Raw genomic sequence first — 13,459 nt, 5'->3', positions numbered from 1 at the left:
AAATCCGTGATCGGATGAAACATCGGTTTGGATCGCGACGTATCAGGAGGACAATGAACGCGCAGGCCACGCCGCGAGGCCGGGAGACGAGACAAGATGGAATCCGTTGCCAGAAGCCAATCCGCCACCGGACCGGATGCTCCCGCGTCGAGTGACAGCACACTGATCTACCGCCAGTCGCGCTGGACACGGCTGACGCATTGGATCTGGGCCATCTCGCTGTTCTTCATGCTGCTTTCCGGCCTGCAGATCTTCAACGCCCGGCCGCAACTCTACATCGGCAAGCAATCCGGCTTCGAATACAACAACACCATTTTCGAAATCGGCGCCGCGAACACCGATGCCGGTCCGCGCGGTTACACCGAAATCTTCGGGCACCGCTTCGACACGACAGGCGTTCTCGGCTGGTCGGGTCCGCCAGGTAACGAGACGGCGCGCGGCTTCCCGTCCTGGGCAACCATTCCCTCCTATTATGATCTCGGCACCGCCCGCGTCGTGCATTTCTTCTTCGCCTGGATCCTGACGACGACCTTGATCGTCTGGCTGGTCGCCAGCCTGATCAATGGCCATATCAGGCGCGATCTCGCCCCGCGCCTCGACGACCTCAAGCGGCTGCCGCGGGACATCGTCGACCACGCCAGGCTGAAATTCCACCACACACGCGAATACAACACGCTGCAGAAGATGGCTTATGGTGGGGTGCTGTTCGTGCTGTTGCCGCTGATGATCATCACCGGCCTCGCCATGTCGCCCAGCATGAATTCGGTGCTGCCGTTCCTCAACGAGCTACTCGGTGGCCGGCAGACGGCGCGTACCATCCATTTCACTGTCATGCTGTTGCTCGTCGGCTTCTTCATCATTCACATCCTGATGATCCTGGCCGCCGGCCCGATCAACGAACTGCGCTCGATCATCACCGGCTGGTACCGCACGGACCCTCCCGCGCATGACGACAAGACGACCGAAAGGAGTGCCTGAGATGGCCAAGTTCCAGATCAGCCGCAGAAAATTCCTGACCGCCGCCAGCCTTGGCACCTCGGGTATCATGCTGTCGGGATGTGACGCTTTCGACAGCCAGCTGAGCATCGGCAGCGGGCTGCGCAGCTTCCTCGAAAATGCCAATGGCCTGACATATCGCGCGCAGCGCCTGCTTGCCGGACGTGACGCGCTGGCGCCGGAATTCACCGAGGCCGATATCCGCCAGCCGCAGCGGCCGAACGGCGTCACCGCCCCTGACGATGACACCTACAAGGGCCTGCTTGCCAACAATTTCGCCGACTGGCGGCTGGAAGTCTCGGGACTGGTTGAAAAGCCGCTGTCGCTCAGCCGCGAGCAGCTTCAGAACATGCCGAGCCGCACCCAGATCACCCGTCACGACTGTGTCGAAGGCTGGAGCTGCATCGCCAAATGGACCGGCACGCCGCTGTCGCTGGTGCTCGACCAGGCGGTGGTCAAGCCGCAGGCGCGCTATGTCATGTTCCATTGCCTCGACACGATCGACCGCAGCCTGTCCGGCGACATCAAATATTACGGCACGATCGACCTCATCGACGCCCGCCACCCGCAGACGATCCTGGCCTATGGCCTGAACGGCAAGCCGTTGCCGGTCGAGAACGGCGCGCCGCTGCGTGTGCGCGTCGAGCGCCAACTCGGCTACAAGATGCCGAAATATCTCTACAAGATCGAACTGGTCGACAGCTTCGCCAATGTCGGCGGCGGCCGCGGCGGCTATTGGGAAGACAATGGCTACGACTGGTACGGCGGCATCTGACCCGCATCCGAAAAAGAGGATCGGCCCGTGGAGACCACGGGCCAATGACCAACGCTATACTGTGTTTTGAGCCCCCGGCTCCGCTCAATAGCCGGCGTAGATCCACTGACAATTGTTGTAGGAATCACAGCTGTAGTACCAATAGCCGTCGCTGCGCGCGGTTTCACCGTTCGACGTCGCCATACTGGCGACGGCATCGGCCTTCTTGGCGTCGGCGCCCATGTCCTTGGCCATCTTGGCCATCTTGCCGGTGTCCATCAGCGTCGGCTTGCCGTCCTTCACCTTGGCGCCCTGCTCGGCTACCGGGCCGGCCTGGGCCAGCAGTCTGGCGGCGACGAGCATCGCCTCGCCATCCTTGTCGGCCTTGGCGATGTTGGCCAGCGCCACGGCTGTTTCCACTTTGGTGCGGGCATCGGCCTGTTGCTCCGGCGTCATCCCGCCGGCAAAGGCCAGCGTTGTCGAGCCAAGGCCAGCGGCAAAGGCAAGCACAAGCATCTTCCGAAATGCGGTCATGTGTTGTTCTCCCCCTGAGAGTGGACGTCCCCACCCGACACTAGAGGAGTTTTATGGCCGGCGAACCCTATCGAAACCGAGAGGGAGTGACGCGCAGCGTACGCTTGTTCTTTCAGGCAACCTTGTCGAGCAGCGGCTTCAACGCCGGATGAATCTCCGGCGAGGCATGCTTGATCAGGGTCAGCAGCGCGCGCTCGTTCTCGTAGAGAGGACGGTTCGCCCCGATATGTTCGACCAGCCATTTGGCTTCCCCGACATCGATCGTCTCGGCGCGGCGGGCCAAAGCCTCGGCCGCCCTGTTCTTGGCTTCCCATTCCGCCTCGATATCATCCGGAGACCGGTAGGCTTCGATGATGCCGGCAAGGCCGCCGGAGACCATGCGACTGAAGAAGCCGCCGATTTCCGGATCGGCGTGCTCGAGGAAGGTTTCCTGGCGTAGCGCCACATCGCGAGTCGGGGCTTCATAGCCGGCCGAGCACATGACGAAATTGGCGATAGCCTTGACGAACAGGTCGTTCCAGGACGGATCGTTCTTGGCCTGGGCGGTCTCACCGTTGATCCTGAACAGCACCTCGGCCTCGCTCCGGGTGATGGCGATGTTACCGTCGCCGCCATGGGCGTGGAGGATGCGGCGCAGCAGCTCGACTTCCGCCCTGGCGATCAGTCCAGGCACCAGTGCACCACCCAGCATCAGCGGCCCCTTGCCATCGATGACGGCGTGCGCAACCTGCTCGAGCGCATAGACGCAAAGCTTGCCTGGCGACGATCTTGCCTCTTCCAGCACGTGGACCAGCAATTCGAGTTCGGTGCGGCTGTCGACCATGCCGTCGCGCGAGATGGTGCGGACGAGCCAGTCGGCATTGTCCTGCGAGATGTAGCCGGACGGCTTTTCCTGGTGGACGATGTAATCGGTCACCGCCTCGACGAAGAACGGCGCCCAATCCGCGCATTTGTCCCGCGCCGTCTGGTCGAGCGCGAACAACGCCTCGGCCTCGCCCCGTGTCACCACGCCATCGGCGAACACCTCGCGGCGCAGCATCACCACGTCCTCCGAGGCAATGCGGTTCTTCGAGGTCAGCCCCGCCACCGGCGCGCTCATGATCAATTCGCCCATTGTCGTCCCCGTCCGCCCCAAAGCGTTACATCGGCCTCGTATATCAGGAGTGTCTTGAAAAACCGGCAAACGGCGTGGTTAGCGAAGACTTGTCGGCCAATGCATGTCGCTCAAAAGTGAGCAGCGGTTCTGGGAGAACGACATGCATCAAAAAACAAAGATCTAGACCAGGAGTTGAAGGACGCGACGGTCCCGCGAATGGTGAACACGCGCCATTTCAGCGTCGCATGCGCAACGAACATGACCCCAAGGCAAAGTCGAATGAGCAATACAGCGTAGGGCGCGATCACAAGATCGATCACGAAAACCTCTGTGACAGGGCTGCCGCCGATCAGTTGGCAGCCGCGACCGCACCGGAAAACACAACGCAGCGACTGCGTTTAGACACTTGAAACGTCGTCAGGCGTCTTTGGGAAGCACCTGAAGTACCCGTGCAATAAACATATGGAACTCGGCCATGTAGGTGCGCAAAAACTGCTCGGTGGATTCAACCGTCACTTCGCCGCTGTCCGTGATCAGGCCCGGCGTGAACTGTATGTAGGCTTCCGGAGCATTCATCTGCGGCGAATTGCAGAAGCTCAGCACGCTGCGCAGGCTCTGCTGGGCCACGGCGGTTCCAATAGTTCCCGGTGATGTCCCAATGACGGCCGACGGCTTGCGAGCGAAGGAATTCTTGCCATATGGGCGGCTCGCCCAGTCGATCGCGTTCTTCAACCCGCCTGGGATCGAGCGGTTATACTCGGGTGTTATGAAAAGCACTGCCTCCACAGCGGCGATGGAGTCTTTGAAAGTGCGCGCGACAGGTGGAAAGTCAGCATCGTAGTCGTAGCTGTAGAGCGGCAAATCCTTGAAGGAAATCTCCGACATCTCAAGCTCTGGCGGGGCGAGTTGCACGAGTGCTTTTGCAAGCTTGCGATTTATCGACGCCTTGGCGAGACTACCGATCAGGTAGCCGACCTTGTGTGTGGTCATGAGGCCCTCCAGGGTTTCCCACCGACCCAGAAACAGTATCCGCTTAATCAAGGACAGGCGCCAGTTAAATTCCTTCAGATTGGACTGCCCCCGGATTGGCAGACAATTCCCAGCCTCACGCCGCGGCGCTTTGGAACGCCTTGGGACTGACGCCGCCGAGATGGCTGTGGCGACGGGTTCGGTTGTAGAAGACTTCGATATAATCGAAGATGTCGGCCCGGGCGAGGCTTCGGGTTTTGTAGATGCATTTTCGGATGCGCTCCTTCTTCAGGCTGCTGAAGGATGATCCCGCGACGGCGGCGTCCCAGCAATTGGCGCGTCTGCTCATGCTCGCCGACAGGGCTTACGGTTCCGCCGCCTTCCGACGGGCTCTGGCCAACAAGGGCATCGCTCCATGCATCCCGCCCCATGCCAGCCATCGCATCCAGCACGAATACGATCCCATTCTACCGACAGCGCCACAAGATCGAGAACATGTTCGCCCGGATCGAGGACTGGCGGCGCATCTACAAACGATACGACCGATGCGCGCGCACCTTCCTCTCGGCAATCGCCTTCGCCGCAACATTCATCTTCTGGATCAACGAGTCCTGACCTTAGCTAACGCGCAACGCGCTTTAGATGTCGCAGGGAGGTGACAAGGTGTCGCCGGCGGGCTATGGATGGCGCGTCGAGGACTCGAGGTTTTGAGTCCTACCTGTTTGCGGGAGAGAGCAGCGAGAGCTGCCGCCGAAGGGGAAATCGCCCGAAATCTCTCAGGCAAAAGAACCGTAGACGGGAAAGACACTCTGGAAAGTCGGGGCTTGCCCCCGCGCCGAAGGTGTAAGCGCCGCTGACAGGGTTCCGGCTGCGCGAGTCTCTCAGGCTTCAGACAGAGGGGCACGGACTGGTCGCCATTCGCGGCCGATTGCGTGCGACTCTGGAGACGACATGACGGGCGACGACTCAAAACACCTTCCCCTCGAGGATATCCACACAGCCGCCGGTGCGCGCTTCGGCGCCTTCGCCGGTTGGTCGATGCCGTTGACCTACCCGGCCGGCGTCATGAAGGAACATCTGCATACCCGCGAACATGCGGGCCTGTTCGACATCTCGCACATGAAACTGTTCGAGGTCAGCGGACCGGAAGCGGTCGCGCTGCTCAACCGTGCCTGTCCGCTGGATGCCGGCGCGCTCGAAATCTCGCAATCCAAACTGACGTTCTTCCTCAATGAGGCAGGCGGCATCCTCGACGACCTGATCGTCACCCGCCTCGGCGCCGACCGCTTCATGGTCGTCGCCAATGCCGGCAACGCCATCGCCGACGAAAAGCATCTGCGCGAGCTGGCCGCGAATTTTGACGTGGAGGTCGGCCCGCTCGATCGCGTCTTCCTGGCCATGCAGGGACCCGAGGCCTGGGCCGTGCTGTCCCGCGCCGGCATCGAGACTGGCTCGCTGCTGTTCATGCATGGTGTCGAACCGCGAAAGAACTGGTTCATGAGCCGGTCCGGCTATACCGGCGAGGACGGTTTCGAGATCGGCCTGCCCGAGGCCGATGCGCGCGACCTTGTGGCGAAGCTGCTCGAGGATGAACGCGTGCTGTGGATCGGCCTTGCCGCGCGCGACAGCCTGCGGCTGGAAGCGGGGCTTTGCCTGCATGGCCAGGACATCACGCCGGAGACCGACCCGGCGGCCGCCGCGCTGATGTGGGCAATCCCCAAGGACATCCGCGCGTCCGGCGCCTTCATCGGCGCGGACGCCCTGCGCGCCGCCGTGGAACGCGGCCCAGCGCAAAGGCGTGTCGGCCTGAAGCCGGAAGGCCGCCAACCGGTGCGCGCTGGTGCTGCCTTGTTGGACGCCGACGGCAATCCCGCCGGCCATGTCACATCGGGCGGCTTTGGCCCCTCGGCTGGCCACCCGGTCGCCATGGGCTATGTCGCCGCATCGCTGGCAAAGCCCGGCACGCGGGTCTTCGCCGACGTGCGCGGCACGAAAATCCCTGTCGATATCAGTTCCCTGCCCTTCACCCCTCATCGCTACCGCAAAGGATAGACCGCATGGCAAAGACCTATTTCACATCGGATCACGAATGGCTCCGCGTCGAAGGCGGCATCGCCACCGTAGGCATCACCGACTACGCGCAGGAGCAGCTCGGCGACCTCGTCTTCGTCGAACTGCCGGAAACGGGGAAGAAGCTGACCAAGGGCGATACCGCCGTCGTGGTCGAATCCGTCAAGGCGGCCTCCGACGTTTACGCGCCGGTCGACGGCGAGATCACCGAGGCCAACGGCACGCTGTCTTCCGACCCCTCGCTGGTCAACTCGGCGGCAACCGGCGCCGGCTGGCTGTGGAAGATGAAGCTTGCCGACGAAAGCCAGCTCGCCGGCCTCATGGATGAGGCCGCCTACAAAGCCCATATCGGCTGATAACAGGATTTTAAGACGATGAGCGCAGCACTTACCCCCTTCTCGGCCCGCCATATCGGTCCTGATGTCAGCGACGTCAGAGCCATGCTTGCGGTGATCGGCGTCCCCTCTGTCGAGACGTTGATCAGCCAGGCCGTGCCGCAATCGATTCGCCTCGACCTGCCGCTGGCCCTGCCGGCGCCGGCGAGCGAAGCCGAAGCACTGGCCGAATTGTCGGCGACAATGGCTGGGAATACCGTGCTGAAGAGCTTCATCGGCGCCGGCTATCACGGCGTACACGTGCCGCCGGTCATCCAGCGCAATCTGTTCGAGAATCCGGCCTGGTATACGGCCTATACCCCCTATCAGGCCGAGATCAGCCAGGGCCGCCTGGAAATGCTGTTCAATTTCCAGACGCTGGTCACCGAACTGACCGGCCTGCCGGTGGCGTCGGCCTCGCTGCTCGATGAGGCAACCGCTGTCGCCGAAGCGGTCGGCATAGCGCTGCGCCACCATCGCGACAAACGCACCAAGGTGGCACTTGCCGGCACGCCGCATCCGCAGACCCTGGATGTGGTACGCACCCGCGCCGAACCACTCGGCATCGAGATCGACGGCGAGACGATCGACGACAACACGGCTGCCCTGCTCGTCTCCTGGCCCGATACGTCAGGCGTCTATGGCGACCACAAGGTGGCGATCGACAAGGCCCGCGCCACCGGCGCGCTGGTCGTCTTCATCGCCGATCCGCTGGGCCTGACGCTGACCGATGCGCCGGCGAAACTCGGCGCCGACATTGCCGTCGGGCCGATGCAGCGCTTTGGCGTTCCGATGGGCTTTGGCGGCCCGCACGCCGCCTATTGCGCCGTCTCCGACAGGCTGACGCGGCTGATGCCCGGCCGCCTGGTCGGCCAGTCGACCGACAGCAAGGGCCGGCCCGGATACCGCCTCGCCCTGCAGACGCGCGAACAGCATATCCGCCGCGACAAGGCGACGTCCAACATCTGCACCGCGCAGGCACTGCTCGCCAACATGGCGACGGCCTATGCCATCTGGCATGGACCCGCCGGGCTGCAGGCGATTGCCGGGCGCATCCACGCGCTGGCCAACCGTCTGGCAGGCGGTCTCAAGGCGGCAGGCGTGCCCGTGCTCGGCGCCAGCCGTTTCGACACGGTGACGGTGGAGGTAAAGGGCAAGGCCGCTGAGATCGCCGCCGCCGCCGAAAAGACCGGCCGGCTGCTTCGCGTGCTTGATGCCGACCATGTCGCCATAGCCTTCGACGAGACCTCGACCGACGCTGATCTCGACGCGATCGCGGCCCTGTTCGGTGCCAAGGCCGGGCCCTCGGCCGGCAGCACGGTACCCGGCAAGCCGCGTGGAAAAGAGTTCCTGACCCAGCCGGTTTTCAACGAGAACAAGTCGGAAACCGACATGATGCGTTTGCTGCGCCGGTTGGCCGACAAGGACCTTGCGCTCGACCGTTCCATGATCCCGCTCGGATCCTGCACCATGAAGCTCAACGCCGCGGCCGAAATGATGCCGGTGAGCTGGCCAAGCATCGCCAATCTGCATCCCTTCGCGCCATCAGCGCATTCGGCCGGCTATCGCGCCATGATCGGCGAGCTGGAAGGCTGGCTGTCGGAAATCACCGGTTTCGACGCTGTCAGCCTGCAGCCCAATGCCGGCAGCCAGGGCGAATATGCCGGCCTGCTCGCCATCCGCGCCTATCATCGCTCGCGCGGTGAAGGCCACCGCACCGTCTGCCTGATCCCCTCTTCCGCGCACGGCACCAACCCGGCCAGTGCGGCGATGGCCGGCATGAGCGTCGTCGTCGTGCGTTGCCTGGAGGACGGCAATATAGACATGGACGATATGCGGGCCAAGGCCAACGAGCATTCCAAAAACCTAGCGGCGCTGATGTTCACCTATCCCTCGACGCACGGCGTCTACGAAGAAGGCGCCCGCCACCTCTGCGCCCTCATTCACGAGCATGGCGGCCAGGTCTATTTCGACGGCGCAAACCTCAACGCGCTGGTCGCCCTTGCCCGTCCTGCCGATATCGGCGCTGATGTCTGCCATATGAACCTGCACAAGACCTTCTGCATCCCGCATGGCGGCGGCGGCCCCGGCATCGGCCCGATCGGCGTCAAGGCGCATCTGAAGCCCTATCTACCGGGCCATGTCACCGAAGGCTCGGCGCATGCGGTGTCGGCCGCACCTTTCGGCAGCGCTTCCATCCTGCCGATCACCTGGATGTATATCCGCATGATGGGTGCTGCAGGCCTGAAGCAGGCAACGGAGACCGCCATCATCTCGGCCAACTACGTGGCGACACGGCTCGCGCCGCACTTCCCCCTGCTCTACAAGGGCCGGCACGATCGCATCGCGCATGAGTGCATCCTCGACACGCGCGTGCTCAAGGAGAGTGCCGGCATCAGCGTCGATGACATCGCCAAACGCCTGATCGACTACGGCTTCCACGCACCGACCATGTCGTTTCCGGTTGCCGGCACGCTGATGGTCGAACCGACGGAGTCCGAACCCAAGCGCGAGCTCGACCGCTTCTGCGAGGCGATGATTGCCATCGCCGGCGAGGCAGCCAAGGTAGCGAAAGGCGAATGGCCGCTGACCGACAACCCGCTGGTCAACGCCCCGCACACCGCCGCCGAGGCACTGGCCGGCCAGTGGAACCATCCCTATTCGCGGCTGGAAGCGGCCTACCCCGCCGGCGACGCCGACACAGCGGCAAAGTACTGGCCGCCGGTGTCGCGCATCGATAATGTCGCCGGCGACCGCAACCTGGTCTGTTCCTGCCCGCCGCTGTCGGATTATCTGGGAGCAGCGGAGTAACTAAGCTGAGCGCAAGGCCGGCTTGACCGGTTCGGCCTTGCCCATCCTCTTGCGGCTGACGACGCAATTTCGGCCGGCGCGCTTGGCCGCGTAAAGCGCGGCGTCCGCCTCGGCCAGCACTTCGTCGAGGCTGCTGCCGTCGGCGCCGCCAAAGCCGATGCCGCCGCTGACCGTGCTGCGCAACGGACCGAGCGGAGTGGCGACGATTTCGGTGCCGAAGGCCACCCCGATCTTGCTGGCGAGATCATAGGCCCGCTCTTCCGTCATCCGCGACATGACGACGGCAAACTCCTCGCCGCCCAGCCGAAAGGCGTCGACGCCGGTCCTGGCATATTTCCGGATGACGGCGGCGAATCGGCACAGGACCTGATCCCCTATGGGGTGACCGTAGATGTCGTTCGTCCTCTTGAAGTGATCGAGGTCGAACATGACGATCGCCGCGAAGGGACCGAACGACCGCTCGCCGTGGTGCGATGTCAACCCACGACGGTTCATCAGCCCGGTCAATGGATCGGTCATCGTCTCGGCCTTCAGCTCGATCTGTGCCTGCAGATGGTGCAGCGAGAGCGTCAAGGCGCCGAGGCCGGTCATGCAGGCCACCGCCACGACGGAATTCAGGCGTTCGGCCCAATTGTCGGGCGCCACCCCGAGCGTCCATTGCGCCTTGGCCAGCAGAACCATGCCGCAAAGGGCAAACGACAGCGCACAGGTGCCGCTCAGGAACGAGACCACCAGCAGGATGCGGCGATCATGGCTGCCATTGACCCAGAACATGGCCCCGATCGTCGACAGCAGCACGGTCACTGTCGCGTAAGTGACGATGAAGCCGACACCATCAAGGCCGAGGAGGGTCAAGGCCGCGCAGATTGCCATGGCGGCAAGTGTCGGCACGACCGCACGCTTGTGGTCCGGCACGCCAAGGTACTGCATGGCCGAAATGCAGAGGATCAGGAAGCCCAGGCTGAGCAGCGCCAGCGCGATCTGGCAAAGCAGCGGATCCGGCTCCTTGGTGTATCGCCAGAACAGGATCACATGCGCGACGAGCACCAGGATGCCGCACGCCACCGTCAGCACGAAACGGGCCCGCGGCGCGGTGAACCAGATTGCAAACATGGTGACGGCCAGACAGGTGCCCGACAGCGCGGCCGCGAGCAGGAGCGAACTGAAATCCAGCATATCGGGCGGGGGCCTCTCGAGAGTCGGCGGTTACGCCGCATTCTAGGTCAGCGGCAGCCCTCGATCATGGTTTTCAGCCGATCTTTCGACCGAAGCTGCGGTTAAGGTTTACAAAGCGTCGATACCACCTGTCCCGAAACCGTACCCTTGGCCATCGCGAGGACGGCCATCAGCCCTTGTTGAGCAGTGCTAGATTGGCGTTGACGACCGTGGGATCGGCCATGCCGGCCTTCGCCTCCAGCAGCAGCGCCCTGGCCTTCTTCTTGTTGCCGCGCAGCAGTTGCGAATAGCCCATATTGTTGACGATCTGCGGCTTGCGGCCGGCGACTTTCAGGAGCTGGCCGTAGGCGCGGTCGGCAAAGTCGAAGCGGCCGAGTTCGTCATAGGAGGCGGCGAGTCCCATCCAGGCCTCCGCATTGTCGGCCTTCAGCTCGACGGCCTTGCGGAAATGCTGTTCGGCGAGGCCATAATTGGCGTCGCGAAACTGCGCCTTGCCTTGCGCCAGATCGGACGTATCGACATCCCTGGCGGCCGGCTGGATCGCGGTGGTCTTGGTCGTGTCGACGTTGTTGTTCGTCGTGCACCCGGTGATCATCAAGACGGCCGCCATCGTGGCCGCCGCCGCAAATTTCGTCTGACGCATGCCCTGCCCCGTCGCCCGATTTGTCGGGTCGTTCTTCAGGGAAAGACACTACAGCACAGCCATTAAGCTTCGGTGCCGAAATGCCCCTAAGATTTGGTTTCCGCAATACCGGCCGTTAACCATTGGGCTGCAACGCCTCGAACAGGTGCGAACCGCGTTCTTACGGCGGGTCCATTGCCTTGAGCGCCGCCGGAACCGGATAGCGGCTGCCGTCATAGCGCAGCCGGTGGGTCCGGCTCACCGACTTGCCGGGATGCGACTGACACTCGCCATCCTTGTCGGGGAACAGCTCGTCGGTATCCTGCCGCTCGACCGCGATGATGTCGTGGTAGCCGCGATGGATCGTCGGGCTCATCGCCAGGTTGACCTTGCTCGAATGAAAGGATCCCGCGCAATTGGTGTCGCCTTCGCCGCCAAAGCCGGCCACGACAAGGCCGTCGAGCACCATGTGCAGCGCATTGTTGGCGATGGCATAGAGCCGCAGGTCGGTCTCACCAAAGGGATTGGGCTGCGAATGGTTGGCCATGTCGATGCGCAGGCCGAAGGCGGTGACACCGGGCGCCAGCCCGTAGCGGCCGGTGTCGAATTCGATGCCGCGGATGGCGATGGCATCGTCGTTCATCAGCTTGGGCTGGAGCAGGCGCTGGCGTATTTGCAGGGTCTTCCTGTCGACGACCAGAAGCTCGATATCGCCGACATGCTGGCCATCGACGGATTGGACGCTGTCGATCAGCGGCACCACGACCAGCAACAGATCGTCATGGGCGGGCCAGACCTTGCAGACCAGGCCCGGCGCACCGTCCTGCGGGTCCGCGAGCGGGATGCTGGTATGCGGCTCGAGCGTGAACGAGCGGCCGTCGGCGCTTTTCTGGACCTTGGGATAGGCCTGCCGCAACAGCGCGGCGGCATCGCCGCAATCGTCGGCCGCGGCCTGCGCCGGCCACAGGCTGGTGGCGGCGAGAGCGAGGGAGACGGCACACAACAGTATTCGCATGGGGTTCTCACGTCGCAGGGCCGCGTTCGGGCCGGATGATGCGTTGTCGGCCCCGGATCCAGAGCATCAATATTGGCTAGTGGCTACCCGTCATTTTGACGATGATCGGAATGACCGCGATCATCAGCACCACCGGCAGGATGCACACCGTCACCGGTATCGACATCTTGGCCGGCAGGGCATGCGCCTTCTCCTCGGCCAGCGACATGCGCTTGTGGCGCATTTCGTCGGAGAAGACGCGCAATGCGCCCGACAGGCTGGTACCGAGCTCCTTCGACTGCTGCAGCAGCGTGGCGAAGGAACGGACCTCGTCGAGGCTGAGACGGTCGGCGAGTGCCTTCAGCGCATCGTCGAGGCTGCGCCCGGCCCGCAGTTCCAGCGACACCAGCTGAAGGTTCTGGCTGAGCGCGGGATAGGTCTTGGCGAGTTCCTTCGAGACGCGCTCGATGCCGGCCTCCATGCTCATGCCGGCATCCGAGCAGACGATCATCAGGTCCATGAAGTCGGGAAAGCCGTTGCGGTATTCGCGCATCTTCTCCCGCACCTTCTGGGTCAGCACCAGGCCAGGCAGGAAATAGCCGGCCACGCCCGACAGGATGACGAACGCCCAACGGCTGGCCATCGTCGCGTCGGCATTGGCCAGCCATTGGTTCAGAACAAACGCGCCGATCGCGGCGCCGACCAGCGCCGAGAAGCGTATGATGAAGAACGTGCCGACGGCGCGCGGCTCCATGTAGCCGGCCTGGATCAGCTTCATGCGCAACCGGGCGACATTTTCGGGATCGCTCTTGGCGTAGAATTCCTGTGCCCGCCTCACCGCCTTCTCGCGCACGACGTCGGCATTCTTCTTCTGCAGCGGCTCGGGTTTCGCGGCCGCGGGACCATGGTCGACCTTGAGCCGGCGCTTCACTTCGTTGCGATCGCCCTTCGCCGCCACCATTGGCCAGACGACCGCGCCACTGCCCAGGGCCAGCAACAGGACGGCCACCGGCATCAACGAGGTCGGAGCAAGCGAAGCGAGGAACTCGATGAAGCCCTGCAT

Annotated in this window: 14 protein-coding genes, 1 pseudogene and 1 riboswitch; of the genes and pseudogenes, 6 read left to right on the top strand and 9 right to left on the bottom strand. The window is 63.3% G+C overall.

Annotation, left to right across the window (positions count from 1 at the left end; genetic code table 11):
* Positions 1-96: 96 nt before the first annotated feature.
* The gene (locus MesoLj_RS20640; protein ID WP_140773260.1) at positions 97-978 is read left to right on the top strand and encodes a cytochrome b/b6 domain-containing protein; all 882 of its coding nucleotides are present in this window, start codon (positions 97-99) and stop codon (positions 976-978) included.
* 1 nt (position 979) lies between these two features.
* A complete protein-coding gene (locus tag MesoLj_RS20635) occupies positions 980-1,771 on the top strand; it encodes a molybdopterin-binding protein (protein ID WP_140773259.1) in 792 nt (263 codons plus the stop codon).
* An 84-nt stretch (positions 1,772-1,855) separates the two neighbouring features.
* Here MesoLj_RS20635 and MesoLj_RS20630 read toward each other — a convergent pair whose 3' ends face one another.
* The 5 genes and pseudogenes from MesoLj_RS20630 to MesoLj_RS20610 form a co-directional block, all read right to left on the bottom strand.
* A complete protein-coding gene (locus tag MesoLj_RS20630) occupies positions 1,856-2,284 on the bottom strand; it encodes a hypothetical protein (protein ID WP_140773257.1) in 429 nt (142 codons plus the stop codon).
* 112 nt (positions 2,285-2,396) lie between these two features.
* Positions 2,397-3,398: a hypothetical protein gene (locus MesoLj_RS20625; RefSeq protein ID WP_202322119.1), complete on the bottom strand. Its 1,002-nt coding sequence runs from the start codon at positions 3,396-3,398 to the stop codon at positions 2,397-2,399.
* Between the two features lie 110 nt (positions 3,399-3,508).
* On the bottom strand, positions 3,509-3,640 hold the full coding sequence (locus MesoLj_RS20620; RefSeq protein WP_244735553.1) for a hypothetical protein: 132 nt from the start codon (positions 3,638-3,640) through the stop codon (positions 3,509-3,511).
* A gap of 157 nt (positions 3,641-3,797) precedes the next feature.
* Positions 3,798-4,370: an NADPH-dependent FMN reductase gene (locus MesoLj_RS20615; RefSeq protein ID WP_140773252.1), complete on the bottom strand. Its 573-nt coding sequence runs from the start codon at positions 4,368-4,370 to the stop codon at positions 3,798-3,800.
* 115 nt (positions 4,371-4,485) lie between these two features.
* Positions 4,486-4,710, bottom strand: a pseudogene (locus tag MesoLj_RS20610) (IS3 family transposase); the annotation flags it as partial.
* Between the two features lie 68 nt (positions 4,711-4,778).
* Between MesoLj_RS20610 and MesoLj_RS20605 the strand changes: the two are divergent.
* From MesoLj_RS20605 to gcvP, 4 genes are all read left to right on the top strand, one after another.
* Positions 4,779-4,964, top strand: coding sequence for a transposase (locus MesoLj_RS20605; RefSeq protein WP_202322115.1), 186 nt, complete (start codon positions 4,779-4,781; stop codon positions 4,962-4,964).
* A gap of 100 nt (positions 4,965-5,064) precedes the next feature.
* Positions 5,065-5,151, top strand: a riboswitch (glycine riboswitch).
* A 149-nt stretch (positions 5,152-5,300) separates the two neighbouring features.
* Complete coding sequence (gene gcvT, locus MesoLj_RS20600; RefSeq protein ID WP_202322114.1) at positions 5,301-6,401, top strand: glycine cleavage system aminomethyltransferase GcvT; 1,101 nt, start codon at positions 5,301-5,303, stop codon at positions 6,399-6,401.
* Between the two features lie 5 nt (positions 6,402-6,406).
* Positions 6,407-6,775, top strand: a complete 369-nt coding sequence (gene gcvH / locus MesoLj_RS20595) for a glycine cleavage system protein GcvH (RefSeq protein WP_140773246.1) — start codon at positions 6,407-6,409, stop codon at positions 6,773-6,775.
* An 18-nt stretch (positions 6,776-6,793) separates the two neighbouring features.
* Positions 6,794-9,604, top strand: coding sequence for an aminomethyl-transferring glycine dehydrogenase (gene gcvP, locus MesoLj_RS20590; RefSeq protein WP_202322113.1), 2,811 nt, complete (start codon positions 6,794-6,796; stop codon positions 9,602-9,604).
* Here the strand turns inward: gcvP and MesoLj_RS20585 are convergent, their stop codons facing one another.
* The 4 genes from MesoLj_RS20585 to MesoLj_RS20570 all read right to left on the bottom strand — a co-directional run bounded on the left by MesoLj_RS20585 (position 9,605) and on the right by MesoLj_RS20570 (position 13,459).
* Positions 9,605-10,780: a GGDEF domain-containing protein gene (locus MesoLj_RS20585; RefSeq protein ID WP_202322112.1), complete on the bottom strand. Its 1,176-nt coding sequence runs from the start codon at positions 10,778-10,780 to the stop codon at positions 9,605-9,607. It lies immediately after the preceding gene.
* Positions 10,781-10,949: 169 nt separating this feature from the next.
* Positions 10,950-11,423, bottom strand: coding sequence for a hypothetical protein (locus MesoLj_RS20580; protein ID WP_202322111.1), 474 nt, complete (start codon positions 11,421-11,423; stop codon positions 10,950-10,952).
* Positions 11,424-11,583: 160 nt separating this feature from the next.
* Positions 11,584-12,417 (bottom strand): hypothetical protein, encoded by an 834-nt coding sequence (locus MesoLj_RS20575; RefSeq protein ID WP_202322110.1) that lies wholly within the window; start codon positions 12,415-12,417, stop codon positions 11,584-11,586.
* A 76-nt stretch (positions 12,418-12,493) separates the two neighbouring features.
* Positions 12,494-13,459, bottom strand: a complete 966-nt coding sequence (locus MesoLj_RS20570) for a type II secretion system F family protein (RefSeq protein WP_202322109.1) — start codon at positions 13,457-13,459, stop codon at positions 12,494-12,496.

The sequence above is a fragment of the Mesorhizobium sp. 113-3-9 genome (assembly GCF_016756515.1).
Classification (GTDB): Bacteria; Pseudomonadota; Alphaproteobacteria; order Rhizobiales; family Rhizobiaceae; genus Mesorhizobium.
Note: the sequence above shows the minus strand (reverse complement) of the source record. Positions and strands in the feature narration are given on the sequence as shown.

What these genes read in the sequence shown, in the direction of transcription:
- MesoLj_RS20640 (WP_140773260.1), top strand. Translation starts at nt 97, where the DNA reads ATGGAATCCGTTGCCAGAAGCCAATCCGCCACCGGACCGGATGCTCCC.
- MesoLj_RS20635 (WP_140773259.1), top strand. Translation starts at nt 980, where the DNA reads ATGGCCAAGTTCCAGATCAGCCGCAGAAAATTCCTGACCGCCGCCAGC.
- MesoLj_RS20630 (WP_140773257.1), bottom strand. Translation starts at nt 2,284, where the DNA reads ATGACCGCATTTCGGAAGATGCTTGTGCTTGCCTTTGCCGCTGGCCTT.
- MesoLj_RS20625 (WP_202322119.1), bottom strand. Translation starts at nt 3,398, where the DNA reads ATGGGCGAATTGATCATGAGCGCGCCGGTGGCGGGGCTGACCTCGAAG.
- MesoLj_RS20620 (WP_244735553.1), bottom strand. Translation starts at nt 3,640, where the DNA reads ATGTTCGTTGCGCATGCGACGCTGAAATGGCGCGTGTTCACCATTCGC.
- MesoLj_RS20615 (WP_140773252.1), bottom strand. Translation starts at nt 4,370, where the DNA reads ATGACCACACACAAGGTCGGCTACCTGATCGGTAGTCTCGCCAAGGCG.
- MesoLj_RS20605 (WP_202322115.1), top strand. Translation starts at nt 4,779, where the DNA reads ATGCCAGCCATCGCATCCAGCACGAATACGATCCCATTCTACCGACAG.
- gcvT (WP_202322114.1), top strand. Translation starts at nt 5,301, where the DNA reads ATGACGGGCGACGACTCAAAACACCTTCCCCTCGAGGATATCCACACA.
- gcvH (WP_140773246.1), top strand. Translation starts at nt 6,407, where the DNA reads ATGGCAAAGACCTATTTCACATCGGATCACGAATGGCTCCGCGTCGAA.
- gcvP (WP_202322113.1), top strand. Translation starts at nt 6,794, where the DNA reads ATGAGCGCAGCACTTACCCCCTTCTCGGCCCGCCATATCGGTCCTGAT.
- MesoLj_RS20585 (WP_202322112.1), bottom strand. Translation starts at nt 10,780, where the DNA reads ATGCTGGATTTCAGTTCGCTCCTGCTCGCGGCCGCGCTGTCGGGCACC.
- MesoLj_RS20580 (WP_202322111.1), bottom strand. Translation starts at nt 11,423, where the DNA reads ATGCGTCAGACGAAATTTGCGGCGGCGGCCACGATGGCGGCCGTCTTG.
- MesoLj_RS20575 (WP_202322110.1), bottom strand. Translation starts at nt 12,417, where the DNA reads ATGCGAATACTGTTGTGTGCCGTCTCCCTCGCTCTCGCCGCCACCAGC.
- MesoLj_RS20570 (WP_202322109.1), bottom strand. Translation starts at nt 13,459, where the DNA reads ATGCAGGGCTTCATCGAGTTCCTCGCTTCGCTTGCTCCGACCTCGTTG.